This window comes from Bacillus sp. 2175 (genome assembly GCF_057812155.1).
Map to the genome: position 1 here is coordinate 2,544,345 of NZ_CM173819.1, position 15,024 is coordinate 2,559,368.

Below are 15,024 nucleotides of genomic sequence, written 5' to 3' on the forward strand. Positions count from 1 at the left end.
TAATAGGGGCGCCCTCACTTGTAAAAGAAGGGACCATAGGCTCAAGCATTGACTAAATGGTTAAGGAATAAATGTATTAGTAACATACAAAAAATGCTTCGGAGAAATCCTAAGCATTTTTTGAATTACATTTAAACCCCATAATGGATCATGTACTTCTGTTCTGCTGTAGCTTGTACAATTTTTGAAGCTAACTCATTCAGCTCATCAGATTTTCTGAAGAACTTTGAAGATGTAACTGTTTCATAGAAAATTGCTAAAGATTCAGAAGGGATAATTGTAATCCATCAACTTGTGATCCGATAAAGAGATTTTTTAACACTTTTTCAGCGTAAATTTTATCCTCTGTATTCATTCTTGAATTCCTCCTTTTCATAAAAATATACCTTATATTTTTATTGTAATAAATAAATTTTCATGTAAAATGAACCTTTTGTGAAAAACGAGCGAATATAGTGTGAAGGATCATGAGAGGGGAACGGAGCTTTGGATGAAGTACAATTAAAAGAATGGCTATATAAACGAAAGTATGTTGTCCAAAAAAGAGTTTGAGAAAGTGTTACTTTGGATTGTTGAATAGATATTTAGTAAAAGAATTAACCAATAATTATATTATGTAAACTTTATTTATAAAACACCCATTTAAAAAATGGATGTTTTATATTTTAATATATTAGGTGTAATATATAGTTTAAAAAAGCGGAATACTTTGCGGAAAGTTAAAAATATTTTTCGGATCATATTTCGCTTTTACTTCCATTAATCGGTCAAAGTTGCAACTGAAGTATGCATCTGGCCAATTTTTAATGGATAGGTCAGGCGTATTAACGTAGACACCTTTTGTAAATGGAAGCATCGCTAAGCGGAAGTCTTCAACCCATCGAATACTTCCAGCGGCACCTTCTGGTTGCTCCCAAGTAGCGAATATTGACATGTTTGATAGTGCTTTTCGGTAAAAGTAAGCAGTTGCCTCATTTGGCACCTCAGCAACAGCACCGCCTAATCCGTGGAAAAATACGGAGGTGGTGGAAAAGGGAGGTGCATTATTAATAAAGTGATCGATAATGGATAATCCTTCTTCTGGTAATAGTTCATATACATATGGACCAACACTTTTAAATGGTAAAGGTGTTGCAGGTTGCTTTTCAGCTATTTTCGCTGCTGCTTCTGCCCATGGTATTTCTTCGATAGTTACTTGCATTGGTGAACCAGCTTCTAGTAATGGCTGTAGTAGCGACTGCAATTCTTGTACAGAACCGAGAAATACACCTTGCATTAATAATGATGGTTCTAATTCTGCAGACATAAAAAGAGTAGTTGTAAATCGTTTATTAGCGCAAGGTAGCGTATATTCTTGCCAAGAGGTTAATACAGGTTTTAAATCTGATATCCCCCAGCTTATTTCTGCAAATCCTACCGTATTAATTTTATGTGTTCGAAACTTAAACGAAGTACATATTCCAAAGTTACCACCACCAGCACCGCGCGAAGCCCAATAGAGATCGTAGTTACACTTGGCGTTAGCGCGTATTATACAACCATTCGCGTCTACCATTTCTAATTCAAGTAAATGATCGAGAGTTAATCCAAACGGACGAGAGAGAATACTATGTCCGCCACCTAAAGTAACACCTGCAATCCCGGGAGTAGGACAAACACCACTCGGCACAACTAACCCTTCAGCTGCAAGTGTTTCAATTAAAGAAATATTTCTCCATCCAGTCCCGATAGTTACAGTTCCATTATTGTGATCTATTTCTAATTGTTTCATTTCACTTACATCAATTACAAGACCAGCATTACTGACGGATAATGCCTCATAATTATGACGTCCAGAGCGCATGCGTATAGGAACGTTATGTAGCCTTGACCAGCGAACAGCGTTTACTACATCCTGCGTATTTTGAGCAAAAACAATGATTAACGGAAATTTGTTGAAGAATGTATTGAATTCTTCACGCGCTGAATTATAATCAGGATCATTAGGTGTAACGATACGACCAGTAAGTTCAATTTTTTGATTATTCATTTCAGTCATCTCTCCTTGACGTGAAATATTTATAATGTGGAAATACAGAACATAAAGAAGAACTGACAATACTTTATAAGTAAATGAATAAAGGAAAAGGATTATTCCAATAAAGAAAAAGGCAGTGCTACATAAGTAGCGCTGCCTTTTTGGAATTATATGTATGTGCTCAAAATTTCCCCAGGTAATCCATCAATCTCACAAACTTTCTCCGATGTAAAACCTACACTTAGTAAAATTTTGCGAGAAGGGATATTATTCGGATCGATAATTGCTTTTAGTACGTTTACATCTGTTTGCTTCGCTATTAAAGCTAGTTGTTAATTTTTGATTATGTACGTACATACAATATGTAATTAAGTGAATGACCATCATAGTAATTACAGAAAAGGGTGAATACAGCATATGAATCAATTTGAGCAAATGATGTACGTTGGTGTCATCATGTCTATTGTACTATCTGTAATGATTTTAGGGTCCTTATATTATAATCCTCGACTATCGTTAACTGATTATCCGAAAGATATTCAAAAAGTAGTTTTTCCAAAATCGATTCATGAAAAAAAGCAAAGCATTTATTTTAATATTGTATATAATACTATTCTTTTCGGTAGTCCTTTCGTTTCTACATATATACTACATAAGCATGAAAAGTTAATGTATATGGATGCCTATTTACACACTTTTGGTATTTTAATGATTTTCAATTTAGTAGATTTACTTATAATTGATTTGCTAATTTTTTGCTGGATTACTCCAAGGTTTGTTGTGATTCCTAGTACGGAAGGTATGAAAGGATATAAAGATTATAAGTTTCATTTAAGAGGGGCTATTGTTGCTACTCAAATTTTAGCAATCGTAAGTTTATTTTTGGCGGGAATTGCCACAACTATTTAGTGTGAAGAAGGGTATGGAGCTTTTATAAAAGATAAGGAGATTTATAATATATAGAATTAGAAATGAGAATTTGATAGTATTGGAGTAAGGAGTTTTAATAACAGTATATTAAACAATATTAATATACCGTTGCAAATGTTTTGATATTATGTAAAATTATACAATTTTACGGAGGCATTTGATAAAATTCAAAAAAATTTAATGGAGGTTAATATGAAAAAAGTAATTGGCGCAGCAACAGCAACTGTTTTTGGATTGGGAGCGTTTACCACAACTGCTACCGCAGAAACAATCGTAACAGCAGATGTACTTAACGTACGTGAAAAACCGACTACAGAATCAAAAGTGGTCGAAAAAGTAAAGAATGGGCAAGAGTTAAAAGTCATAAATACCGAAGATGGCTGGTCAAAAATTGAGTTGAATGGTAAAGAAGTGTTTGTAAGTTCGGAGTTTACAAAAGATGTATATCATGTAACGGCGAATTTGTTAAATGTACGCACTGAAGCAAACACGGATTCAGAAATTCTTGGCAGACTAAAAAAAGATGATGTAATTGAATCAACGCATCAAGTAAAAGACGGATGGCTGCAATTTGAGTATAAAGGAAAAACTGCTTATGCAAACGTTTCTTTCCTATCAAGTACAGCACCAACTGAAAAGAAAACTGAAGAGAAAACGAAGCAAGTAGCGAAAGTACAAAAATCAGTTAAAGAAAAGAAAGAAGTAAAGACGCAGAAAGTAGCAAAAGCGAAAGAAACAACGAAAGCACAAGAAATAGTAAAGCCTAAAGAAGAGTTAAAAGTCAAAGAAGAAGTAAAAGTTAAAAAAGAAGAGAAAGCGCAAGAAATAGTAAAGCCTAAAGAAGAGGTAAAAGTCAAAGAAGAAGTAAAAGTTAAAGAAGAACCGAAAGTGCAAGAAATAGTAAAGCCTAAAGAAGAAGCAAAAGTCAAAGAAGAAGTAAAAGCGCAAGAAATAGTAAAGCCTAAAGAAGAGGCAAAAGTCAAAGAAGAAGTAAAAGCGCAAGAAATAGTAAAGCCTAAAGAAGAGGCAAAAGTCAAAGAAGAACCGAAAGCGCAAGAAATAGTAAAGCCTAAAGAAGAGGCAAAAGTCAAAGAAGAACCGAAAGCGCAAGAAATAGTAAAGCCTAAAGAAGAGGCAAAAGTCAAAGAAGAACCGAAAGCGCAAGAAATAGTAAAAGCTAAAGAAGAAAAAGCAAGAGAAATAGCAAAAGCTAAAGAAGAAGAAAAAGCAAGAGAAATAGCAAAAGCTAAAGAAGAAGAGAAGGCAAGAGAAATAGCAAAAGCTAAAGAAGAAGAGAAGGCAAGAGAAATAGCAAAAGCTAAAGAAGAAGAGAAGGCAAGAGAAATAGCAAAAGCTAAAGAAGAAGAAAAAGCAAGAGAAATAGCAAAAGCTAAAGAAGAAGAGAGAGCGAAAGAAGCATCTAAAAACAACATACAGTCTGCTAAACGTGAATTAACGGTAGTAGCGACAGCGTATACTGCTGATCCAAGTGAAAATGGTACATATGGTGGACGCGTTTTAACTGCGATGGGGCATGATTTAACGGCAAATCCGAATATGAGAATTATCGCAGTTGACCCGAAAATAATCCCATTAGGATCTAAAGTATGGGTAGAAGGTTATGGAGAAGCTATCGCTGGTGATACTGGAAGTGCAATTAAAGGTAATCGTATTGATGTTTTAATGGGTTCAAAAAGTAAAGCTATGAATTGGGGAAGACAAACTGTTAAAGTGAAAATTTTATAGTAACAATAATTATCCAAATAGAAGTCAGTTCTCTTTATTGAGGCTGGCTTTTATTTTTTTAGTAGAAGGATAATAGGATTTTTAAATGGCTTATTACTAAACCTGTAACAAAACATAAAAATTAATTCTCTGTTTTGATTTAAAAGATGGGAGACTTGCTGAACTTAAAAGTAATGAACTAAATATTTTACCATTCGTTTCATGCTTGAACTGCGCGATGGTGTGGGAACCGCAATATTTTCAGTTAAGTGATGGAGGTAAAACAGTTCAAATCATACAGCAGCAAAATATAGAAGAATGGATAATGGAAGAGGAATATAAGTTACCAGTTTCATTACCAAAAACAACGGTAAAGCTTATAAATATGAAAAATGAAGATATACCTATAGATGAAGATAGTTACTGGGAAGCTTTTGACTTGTTCGGTTCTGAATATGTATGTAGATTATTAGGGGTACCGTTATATGATGATCTTCCAAAGGATTTGGCGTGTCCAACTTGTGCGAAAGAGATGAAATATGTTGCTACAATTACTCAAGATATTGAGGAACGTGGACTTATTTCAGTAGTTAATTTCCAGTTTGGGGAAATGAATATATACTATTATTTATGTATAGATTGTTTAATTATAAAAACTGAAATACAAAATACATAACAAGCCTAACATATTATGTTAGGCTTGTTTTTTGATCGCAACATCATTAAGAATTGCATCAAATATATCTTTTTGCGTAAAGTTATCTGTAAAAATAGTTTCTCTGGCAACCTTAATAGTATCGTGCGGATTATACCATTTTTGTAGGGAATCTTCACCAAATTCGTGTCGTTTGTCCCTTTTGTTATGTCGTCTAATAGTTTCCTCTAATGATAAATCAAAGTAATATGCAAATGCATTTTCATCAAAATAACGAATTAATTCTTTTAACATCTCACCATACCTATGACTGTTCAATATACCTTCTAAAATAACAAATTCACATTTTCCTTTTCCGTACTTCGTAATTTCAAATAGTAAATCATGTGATAAATTACCCATTGTGTCGTGTACTCTAAGCATATCTCTACGTACAATATCCTGTGATACTAAAAGTGTCCCTTGTCCGAAATGTTCTTGTAGTTGTTTTGCAATCGTTGTTTTACCACTTGCGGAGTTTCCTCTAAGAATGATTAAAGTGGATGTAAATATAGGATTAGACATAATGTATTCCCCCCAAACAGCATTAATTATATAGAAAATTTTAACAAATAAAGTGAGGAAAGTGTATAATCAATATGATGGATATTTAAGGAGGGGGTAAGATGGGGGATATATTAAAAAATGCACAACCTATATGGAAACGGACTTGGTTTCGTTATCTAGGGGCATTTTTTATTGTTCAGTTACTGTTTATTTTGTGTGAAATAACTGGGTGGGTACCAAACTTTAGGCCAGGCGGAGAGTTTTTTAATAGAATATTAAATTCTCAATTTTTCACTGAATGGTTCACACTCTATACAATCCCGCAATTTAACGTATTTACAGCATTTTTTGCGATTACATTACTACCATATGCATTAGTAGGTGCAATGAAAGATGTAACAGCAAGAAAAAATATAAAGGAATAATAGAGGTATAATATGCTTTTTCAAAAAGAAGGTTTATTGATTAGATACGTAATGGAAGATGATGCATCTATCATTTCTAAATGGTTAACGGACCCAGAAGTCCTGCGGTATTACGAAGGACGAGATAATCCGCAATCTGTAGAAAAGGTGCTTGATCATTTTATACATAGTCCAAACAGTAATGAAAAAAGATGTTTAATAGAATTTGATACCATTCCGATTGGTTACATACAAATGTATCCAGTGGATTCAGAGTGGAAAGCGTTATATGGCTATAAAGAATCACAAAATGTATGGGGGATGGACCAATTTATCGGTGAACCAGCCTATTGGGGAAAGGGAATTGGAACAAAACTCGTTCAGGCAGCAATTACATATATTATGGGTGAAATGGGAGCAGAAGCAATTGCAATGGATCCGAAAGTAAATAATGAACGGGCAATAAAGTGTTATGAAAAAAGTGGATTTAAAAAAGTAAAGATTTTAAAGGAACATGAGTTGCATGAGGGGAAATTAGAAGATTGTTGGATGATGGAATATAAACAATAATAATGGCTTATACAAACAAAGGGGGATGTGTGAAATGAAAAAAGCATTAATCGTAATTGATGTGCAAGCGGGTATGTATACAGCTGGAATGCCAGTACATAATGGGGGAAAGTTTTTACAAACACTGCAAGAGCTTATTAGGGAATGTCGTTCAAATGATATTCCAGTTATTTATATCCAACATAACGGTCCTAAAGACCATCCGTTAGAAAAAGGTACGGATGGATGGCGAATCCATGCGGCCATCGCTCCGCAAGAAGGAGATAATATAGTTGAAAAGACGACTCCAGATTCATTCCATAATACAAACTTAAGCGAAGTGTTACAAGAGAAAGGAATTGAACACGTTATTCTTTCGGGAATGCAAACAGAGTATTGTGTAGATACGACAACGCGCAGAGCATGTAGTGAAGGATATAAAGTAACGTTAGTGAGTGATGCACATAGTACATTTAATACAGAAGTGTTACGTGCTGAAGATATTGTGAAACATCATAACGCAGTATTGGGAGCGTTTGCGGATGTTGTTGAAGTAAAAGACTTAAAAGTGGCTGCCTCTAAATAAGAGGCAGTTTTCATTAGAAAAAATAGCGTCAAATATTGTTAGTAGGTCGGTATTTTGAAATAATCACTTATATAATTTCACGTACCATAATGAAAAAATACAAAAAAGGAGCACCACATAATTAAAAAGGGCGCTCCTGCATTAAAACGTTACTTTTTTTTATCTTTATCCAATATATTTTGTTCTTCAGCAAACTCTGTACCATATGCAAAGCGGCGATTAATACGAATGTTATCATTGTTGTGCCTTGTATGAGAGTTAGAGAAGCGATGAACGATTACTTCAGATAAAGTGAAGACGATGGCAGAAAGGATACTGCCCCATGCAATTTGCATATAGTTGTCTAATAAAATATTACCGAAAATCCATACGCTTAAATATGTTAATAAGAAATCCGACATAATGGCACCAGTATTGCCAATTCGATTTAAAATGATTTTATCAACGAACATGTAGGATACGATTGTAACAAAGAGACTGAATGAAATAATTTGAACAAACGTTGCAGGGAAAAATAAAGCAAGCCCAATGCTAAATGCGATAATGCACGATATAAACTTGATAAGCACTACTGTGAAATCATTCAAAATTTACACCTCCGATTTATACATAGTTTTTCAATAAATTCTGGAGTTCATACATTGTAACGGATTTATTTACATAAAACTTTTTCATGTTCGGAATTTAGTCTAAATATTATAAAAACAATGAAAAAATGTTATAGTAAAATGAGAGTGTATGACATTTTTAGGTAAGGGGGAATCCAGGATGTGGATTACTTCAGAAGTAGAAATTCCAGATGAGTTAATTGATCACCTTGAGCAAGGAAAGTTAGTATTATTTGTTGGAGCGGGAGTTTCTATGAAAGGGAAATCAAACTTACCGAATTTTGATGATTTAGTTGATGAAATTGCAAAAACGTTATATGTCGAAAAACGTGAAATAACAGAACCACATGATTATTATCTTGGTAAAATTGCGAAAACAAAAGATGTACATCAAGTCGCAAGAGATCTTGTTCATATAGAGAAATCAAAACCGAATCCATTGCATTATGCAATTCCAAGGCTATTTCCTTTAGATACAGATATCCGCATTGTAACAACAAATTTTGATCAACATTTTACAACAGCAATTAAAGAAATAAATAGAGATATCAATGTTTATTACGCTCCAGCTTTACCGACTGGGAGAGCTTTTAAAGGTCTTGCTTATATACATGGTAATGTAGAACAGGAGAAAGAGGCTTTAATTTTAACAGATGGTGATTTTGGAAGGGCTTACTTAACGGAAGGGTGGGCGAGAAGATTTTTAGTTGATCTATTCTCAAATTACACCGTTTTATTCATTGGATATAGTCATAATGACCCAGTAATGAAATATTTAGCAACTGGTTTACCACCAAGTACAAGACGATTTGCTTTTGTCGCACAAGGAGAAAATACGTACCACTGGGAACATTTAGGGATAAGACCAATTGTGTATCCGAATAAGGTGAATAATCATCAATCCCTCGTAAAAGCAGTAAAACGCTGGGCTGAATTAATGGGTGATAATTATATTACGAAAAGAATGCGTATTCGGGATATTGTAACGGTTCCCCCGTCAGTAGAACAGGAACAATTATCATACATAAAGCAATCGATTAAAAAAATTGAAACAGTACGTTACTTTGTGGAATTTGCTCATGATTATGAATGGGTCGAATGGTTAGAAGCAGAAGGTAAATTACAAAATTTGTTTATGCTTACGCTAAACTATAATGAAGTAGATGAATTACTTGCAGAATGGTTAGTGGAACAATTTCTTTTTAGTCATCAGAAAGAATTATTTCAATTAATTTATAAAAACTATTCTAAAATATCACCGTTATTATGGAGAACAATTTGTAACTACTTAAACGAAACGAAGAGTAAGATGGACCCGCTGTTGTTTGCAAGGTGGACACTCCTTTTATTAGAAACAGCTGAAAAAGATAGTAGCTCTATAGAAAAGATTTCTAAGTTACTGCAAAAATGTTCTTTTCCTGAGCATAAAGAAATTGCCTTATTGTTACTAACTTTTATTTTAGACGGAAAACTGAAGTTGAAACGTGTAAGAAAATGGGGGAATGATACGCAAGAATCAATAGAACTCGAGGAATCGAGTCGCTTACCAGTATCTACATTTTCTCATGTGGAGCAAATTTGGAACGAAAAGATGAGGCCATATATCGCTTATTATGCTGTTCCAATTATGATGATTGGATTAGAAAAATTGAGAATGTTGTCGTTAAGACAAACGGCACTGAAAAAAAGAAATAAGGAAAATGTAGAGAAAGAGTTTCATCAAAATGATCTTGCATTTTTAATACGAATTGTAAAAGAGTGTCTAACTTATTTATGCGAAAACAATGAAAAAAAAGCGGATTATTATATTACAGAAATGATAGAAGCAAATAGTGTACTTAAAAAGCGAATTGCAATTGATGCGATGAATAAAAATATTTTTGTTCGTGTAGATGACAAAATGAAATGGTTGTTACATGAAGGACTTCTTTTAGATTTCACTTATAAACACGAAGTTTTTCAACTTTTAAAAAGGCATTATGCATATTGTTTAGAAAAAACAAAAGAAGAAGTCACTCGAACTGTAATAAAGCATCTTACAGAAGAGAGGGTATTTGATGCATGTCTCGTATTAGACTTATTATTCAAGTGTGATTCGAATAGCCCATCTACGGCAAATGGGTATGAGTTAATGAAGCAAAAGCATCCTCATTTTCATTCTGAACGATACAGTGTACAAAAGAAAGAAGATACAGCAGAAAGCATTACTTGTAATGTAACTGCTGACGGATTATTGCAGCTGAAAGATGTTGAAATTATGAAGCAAGTTCAGCAATTTTCGCAAGATGGTGTTTTTGAACAACGCCATTTTTTAGAGATGTTATCAAAAGCATGTAAATTAAACACAGAGTGGAGTATTTCATTTGCATACCAATTAGTAGGAGTGCAAGAAATAAGTAATGAAGTATGGTTTGTTTGTATTAGAGAATGGCGAAATAATCGAGGATTGACGAATGAGCAAATCCAAAAAATTATTCCGCTATTGCAGAAATTTGTTAGAAATACTGCTTTTCATTGGTTAATTAGTAGTTTTCTATATGAAATTAGTAATCGACTAGAAGAGTTAGAAGAGAATAGTATACGTGTTGTAAAACGATTTGCTTTTTCAGTGTTCCCTCAAGTTATGAAGAGTGATGCAGACTTTAAGCTTGGGAAACAAGATTTTTATAATGAATCAATTCAGCATCCAGTTGGAAAAATGACGGCTGTATTATTAAAGTTGTTATCATATGATCATTTATACGATCGTAATGTATATGAATATTTATTTTTATTTGAAGAACAAGTAAGAGTTAATTCGGAACGAACAAACTTTATGTTTGCTCGTTTAATAGCAGATATTACATTTCTATATCATATTGAAAAACAATGGTGCCGAAAATATTTGTTACCATACTTAGATTTAAAAAAACAAAATGAGATTACGGAATATGCATGGGCCGGCTTATGTTACACGCAAATAAATTTACCTTTATTTACAGAAATGAAGCGATTTATTAAGTATGCGATAGAACATTTGGAAGTATTACATCCGCATACGAGAGAAGCTTTCTTGAAGTGGCTTAGCTTTGTATTTATTAAATGTGTACTATATTGGGAGCAAAAAACAAATTGGTTATACCCGTTACTCATACTAGAAAATGAAGAAAATAAAATTAAGTTTATGCAGTTTTTATGCTATTACGTCAAAACATTAAGTGTAAAAGAACAACAAAAGTTTTGGACAGCTTGGCTCAGTGTATTTTTGCGAGAACGACCAAAAATGGGTGAGATAACTGCGAGAGAATATGTGATGCTTTTACGTATTATTTTATACATGGATGAAATATTAGAAAAAGGATTATGTATTATGTCTCGTGCATTTTCAAGTGTACAAGGTAAATGTACAGGTGAGGAAATGAAGCGGTTATTGATTGAAATGCTTCATAAAAAAGAAAGTATGAAAGCGCATAAAGAAATGTTTGCAAATGTGTTTTTTATTTTACTACAAACATGTCACGAAGCCGTTTTATTTGAAAAAGAAATCATACAAATAAAAGAATTATTAGTTCAGTATGAAGTAGAGGAATATGTTTTACATTTACTAGAAAATGAAATAATTCGCATAGGAATTGTAATGGGTGATTTACAAAAAGAATTATAGAACGAAAGTGGAATTTAAAAAAATATATAAAAAGTTGTTGACAGTGTTTTGAAAAGCGTTCTATAATACGAATCATACTTATTCAATTTCAAAAACATTTGAATAAACAAAGTGCAATGAAGAGATCACAGTAGTGGTTAGTCTTACTGTAACAGAGAGCTGGTGGTTGGTGTGAACCAGTACAGGGATAATCATGAATTACAGTCTTGGAGCATCTTTTTCGTAATAAAGATAGTTTGTCTTTATGAGGAAAAAGCGGTCAATTGATCGTTAACAGTGAAGAGAGGTAGACGGAAAGTTAGTCTACAACTAGGGTGGTACCGCGATAAATATCGTCCCTACTGATTTATTCAGTAGGGACTTTTTGTATTTTAGTGGTTCAACTTGAAAATTAAATAGTCATGCATTGAAAGGAAAAGCAGTAGTTGTTGTTTCCCTGTAACAGAGAGCTGGTGGTTGGTGCAAACCAGTACATAAACAAGAGCGAATTACAGTCCTGGAGCATCTTTTTCGTAGTAAAGATAGTATTGTCTTTATGAAGGGAAAGACGGTCAGATGATCGTTAACAATGAAGAGAGGTAGACGAAAGAAGTCTACAACTAGGGTGGTACCGCGATAAATATCGTCCCTACTGATTGAATCAGTAGGGCTTTTTTGTACAAAAAAGTGGGTTTTTAACTAGTAGTTCATGTCTTTGTACGAATTATTAGTTTAAAATAAGAAGAGGTATCGATTCCACTATAAATTTGTATAATTAGTCAGTTCAGAAAATAGAGAATTTTTTATTCTCTTACTATACTTTTAAAACATTAGAGGAGGATTTCCAAATGGCAAATCATGAATTAGATCAATTACGTAAACAGGTAGATGAAATTAACTTACAACTATTACACCTTTTAAACAAACGTGGTGAAATTGTTCAAAAAATTGGAGAGCAAAAGCAAGTACAAGGCACGAAACGCTTTGATCCAGTACGTGAGCGTGAAGTACTTGATATGATTGCAGAGCATAACGAAGGACCATTCGAAACATCAACAGTTCAACATATTTTCAAAACGATTTTCAAAGCAAGCTTAGAGTTACAAGAAGATGATAACCGTAAAGCGTTACTAGTATCACGTAAAAAGAAACAAGAAAATACAATTGTTGATGTAAAAGGTGAATTGATTGGAAACGGAACACAAACGTTCATCATGGGACCTTGTGCAGTAGAAAGTTTAGAACAAGTTCGTCAAGTAGGGCAAGCGATGAAAGACCAAGGCTTAAAATTAATGCGCGGTGGTGCATTCAAACCGAGAACTTCTCCATATGATTTCCAAGGTTTAGGAGTAGAAGGACTTCAAATTTTACGTCAAGTAGCAGACGAGTTTGACTTAGCAATTATTAGTGAAATTTTAAATCCGAACGATGTTGAAATGGCATTAGACTACGTTGATGTAATTCAAGTTGGCGCACGTAACATGCAAAACTTCGATTTATTACGAGCTGTAGGTAAAGTTAACACACCAGTATTATTAAAACGTGGATTAGCAGCAACAATTGATGAGTTCATTAACGCAGCGGAATACATCATTGCGCAAGGTAACGATCAAATTATTCTTTGTGAGCGCGGTATCCGCACATACGAAAGAGCAACACGTAACACATTAGACATTTCTGCAGTACCAATTTTAAAGAAAGAAACACATTTACCAGTTATCGTTGATGTAACACATTCAACTGGACGCAGAGATTTATTATTACCAACAGCGAAAGCGGCACTTGCAATTGGCGCAGATGCAGTAATGGCTGAAGTTCATCCAGATCCAGCAGTTGCATTATCAGATTCTGCACAACAAATGGACATTCCAGAATTCCATAGATTCATGGATGAGTTAAAAGGTTTCAAAAATAAATTATCTTAATTCCATATCATATATGCATTGAAGAGGAAACAGTAGTGCTTATCTCACTGTTAAAGAGAGCTGATGGTCGGTGTGAATCAGTACAAAGGTAAGCATGAATTACAGCCTTGGAGCATCTTTCCCGACAACTTTTGGAGGGTAAGACGGTCGAACGATCGTTAAAGAAGAAGAGAGGTAGACGAAAGAAGTCTACAACTAGGGTGGTACCGCGATAAACATCGTCCCTACTGAGCGCTCAGTAGGGACTTTTTTGTACAAAAAAATAGTAAAGGGGCAAGAGAAATGAGATACATTACAGCTGGAGAATCACATGGACCGCAGTTAACAGTTATTTTAGAAGGTGTACCAGCAGGTTTGACACTTACGGCGGAACATATTAATAAAGAATTATTAAGAAGACAAAAAGGTCATGGACGCGGAAGACGTATGCAAATTGAAACAGATACAGTTGAAATTGTAAGTGGTGTTCGTCACGGGATGACACTTGGATCACCGATTACGTTAATTGTAAAAAATGATGATTTCAAACATTGGACGAAAGTAATGGGTGCAGAGCCAATTTCGGAAAAAGAAAGTAAAGACATGAAACGTACAATTACAAAACCACGTCCCGGACATGCAGATTTAAATGGAGCAATTAAATATGGTCATCGTGATATAAGAAACGTATTAGAGCGGTCATCTGCAAGAGAAACGACAGTTCGTGTAGCTGCTGGTGCAGTTGCAAAACAAATTTTAAGCGAATTAGGCGTGGGAATTGCAGGACATGTTCTTGAAATTGGTGGAGTAAAAGCAAAACATATTTCAAACTTATCAATTGAAGAAATTCAAACAATTACTGAAAACTCACCAGTTCGATGTTTAGATAAAGAAGTAGAGCAAGAAATGATGAATGCGATTGACAACGCAAAAAGTAGTGGAGATTCAATCGGTGGTATTGTGGAAGTCATTGCAGAAGGTATGCCGATTGGCGTTGGTAGTTACGTTCATTACGATCGTAAATTAGATGCAAAACTTGCTGGTGCAATTATGAGTATAAATGCATTTAAAGGTGCTGAAATCGGCGTAGGTTTTGAAGCGGCACGACAACCAGGAAGCAAAGTGCATGATGAAATTCTGTGGGATGAAAAAAAAGGATACACGAGAAAAACGAATAATGCCGGCGGTTTAGAAGGCGGTATGACAACAGGTATGCCAATTATCGTAAGAGGCGTGATGAAGCCAATTCCTACTTTATACAAACCGTTAGCAAGCGTTGATATTGATACGAAAGAAGCATTCCAAGCGAGTATTGAAAGATCTGATAGTTGCGCAGTACCAGCAGCGGGTGTAGTAGCTGAATCTGTTGTGGCATGGGAACTTGCAGATGCACTAGTCGAACAATTCGGAAAAGATCGTATGGAATTATTAAAACAAAACATTATGCAACACAATAACTACGCAAAAGAATTTTAATA

11 protein-coding genes, 3 pseudogenes and 3 other annotated features are annotated in these 15,024 nt (G+C 34.2%); of the genes and pseudogenes, 9 read left to right on the forward strand and 5 right to left on the reverse strand.

What is annotated here, in order from left to right:
• Positions 1-131 precede the first annotated feature (131 nt).
• The 3 genes and pseudogenes from ACXKY9_RS13250 to ACXKY9_RS13260 all read right to left on the reverse strand — a co-directional run.
• Positions 132-284: pseudogene (locus ACXKY9_RS13250) on the reverse strand (short-chain dehydrogenase); the annotation flags it as partial.
• A 407-nt stretch (positions 285-691) separates the two neighbouring features.
• Complete coding sequence (locus ACXKY9_RS13255; RefSeq protein ID WP_001064645.1) at positions 692-2,029, reverse strand: FAD-binding oxidoreductase; 1,338 nt, start codon at positions 2,027-2,029, stop codon at positions 692-694.
• Between the two features lie 155 nt (positions 2,030-2,184).
• A pseudogene (locus tag ACXKY9_RS13260) lies at positions 2,185-2,349 on the reverse strand (GNAT family N-acetyltransferase); the annotation flags it as partial.
• Between the two features lie 85 nt (positions 2,350-2,434).
• On the opposite strand from ACXKY9_RS13260, the gene ACXKY9_RS13265 reads away from it, so the two are divergent.
• From ACXKY9_RS13265 to ACXKY9_RS13275, 3 genes and pseudogenes are all read left to right on the forward strand, one after another.
• The gene (locus ACXKY9_RS13265; protein ID WP_001071232.1) at positions 2,435-2,926 is read left to right on the forward strand and encodes a hypothetical protein; all 492 of its coding nucleotides are present in this window, start codon (positions 2,435-2,437) and stop codon (positions 2,924-2,926) included.
• A gap of 213 nt (positions 2,927-3,139) precedes the next feature.
• A complete protein-coding gene (gene entB, locus ACXKY9_RS13270) occupies positions 3,140-4,693 on the forward strand; it encodes a cell wall-binding protein EntB (RefSeq protein WP_015382354.1) in 1,554 nt (517 codons plus the stop codon).
• A gap of 124 nt (positions 4,694-4,817) precedes the next feature.
• Positions 4,818-5,348, forward strand: a pseudogene (locus ACXKY9_RS13275) (hypothetical protein); the annotation flags it as partial.
• Between the two features lie 18 nt (positions 5,349-5,366).
• Here the strand turns inward: ACXKY9_RS13275 and ACXKY9_RS13280 are convergent.
• Positions 5,367-5,891 carry a kinase gene (locus ACXKY9_RS13280; protein ID WP_000070078.1) on the reverse strand — a complete coding sequence of 175 codons (525 nt, stop codon included), beginning with the start codon at positions 5,889-5,891 and terminating at the stop codon, positions 5,367-5,369.
• A gap of 101 nt (positions 5,892-5,992) precedes the next feature.
• On the opposite strand from ACXKY9_RS13280, the gene ACXKY9_RS13285 reads away from it, so the two are divergent.
• From ACXKY9_RS13285 to ACXKY9_RS13295, 3 genes are read left to right on the forward strand one after another with little or no spacing between them, the layout of a single operon-like run.
• Positions 5,993-6,298, forward strand: a complete 306-nt coding sequence (locus ACXKY9_RS13285) for a YfzA family protein (RefSeq protein WP_000502342.1) — start codon at positions 5,993-5,995, stop codon at positions 6,296-6,298.
• Positions 6,299-6,310: 12 nt separating this feature from the next.
• Positions 6,311-6,847 carry a GNAT family N-acetyltransferase gene (locus ACXKY9_RS13290; RefSeq protein WP_000898776.1) on the forward strand — a complete coding sequence of 179 codons (537 nt, stop codon included), beginning with the start codon at positions 6,311-6,313 and terminating at the stop codon, positions 6,845-6,847.
• A 34-nt stretch (positions 6,848-6,881) separates the two neighbouring features.
• Positions 6,882-7,412, forward strand: coding sequence for a cysteine hydrolase family protein (locus tag ACXKY9_RS13295; RefSeq protein ID WP_000709540.1), 531 nt, complete (start codon positions 6,882-6,884; stop codon positions 7,410-7,412).
• A 149-nt stretch (positions 7,413-7,561) separates the two neighbouring features.
• Here the strand turns inward: ACXKY9_RS13295 and ACXKY9_RS13300 are convergent, their stop codons facing one another.
• On the reverse strand, positions 7,562-7,999 hold the full coding sequence (locus ACXKY9_RS13300) for a YndM family protein (RefSeq protein ID WP_000997702.1): 438 nt from the start codon (positions 7,997-7,999) through the stop codon (positions 7,562-7,564).
• Positions 8,000-8,180: 181 nt separating this feature from the next.
• On the opposite strand from ACXKY9_RS13300, the gene ACXKY9_RS13305 reads away from it, so the two are divergent.
• From ACXKY9_RS13305 to aroC, 3 genes are all read left to right on the forward strand, one after another.
• A complete protein-coding gene (locus tag ACXKY9_RS13305) occupies positions 8,181-11,663 on the forward strand; it encodes a DUF4020 domain-containing protein (protein ID WP_000265206.1) in 3,483 nt (1,160 codons plus the stop codon).
• A gap of 107 nt (positions 11,664-11,770) precedes the next feature.
• Positions 11,771-12,006: a binding site (T-box leader), on the forward strand.
• Between the two features lie 54 nt (positions 12,007-12,060).
• Positions 12,061-12,296, forward strand: a binding site (T-box leader).
• A 194-nt stretch (positions 12,297-12,490) separates the two neighbouring features.
• The gene (locus ACXKY9_RS13310; protein ID WP_001273576.1) at positions 12,491-13,567 is read left to right on the forward strand and encodes a bifunctional 3-deoxy-7-phosphoheptulonate synthase/chorismate mutase; all 1,077 of its coding nucleotides are present in this window, start codon (positions 12,491-12,493) and stop codon (positions 13,565-13,567) included.
• Positions 13,568-13,576: 9 nt separating this feature from the next.
• Positions 13,577-13,796, forward strand: a binding site (T-box leader).
• Between the two features lie 53 nt (positions 13,797-13,849).
• A complete protein-coding gene (gene aroC / locus ACXKY9_RS13315) occupies positions 13,850-15,022 on the forward strand; it encodes a chorismate synthase (RefSeq protein ID WP_001269429.1) in 1,173 nt (390 codons plus the stop codon).
• Positions 15,023-15,024: the final 2 nt, after the last annotated feature.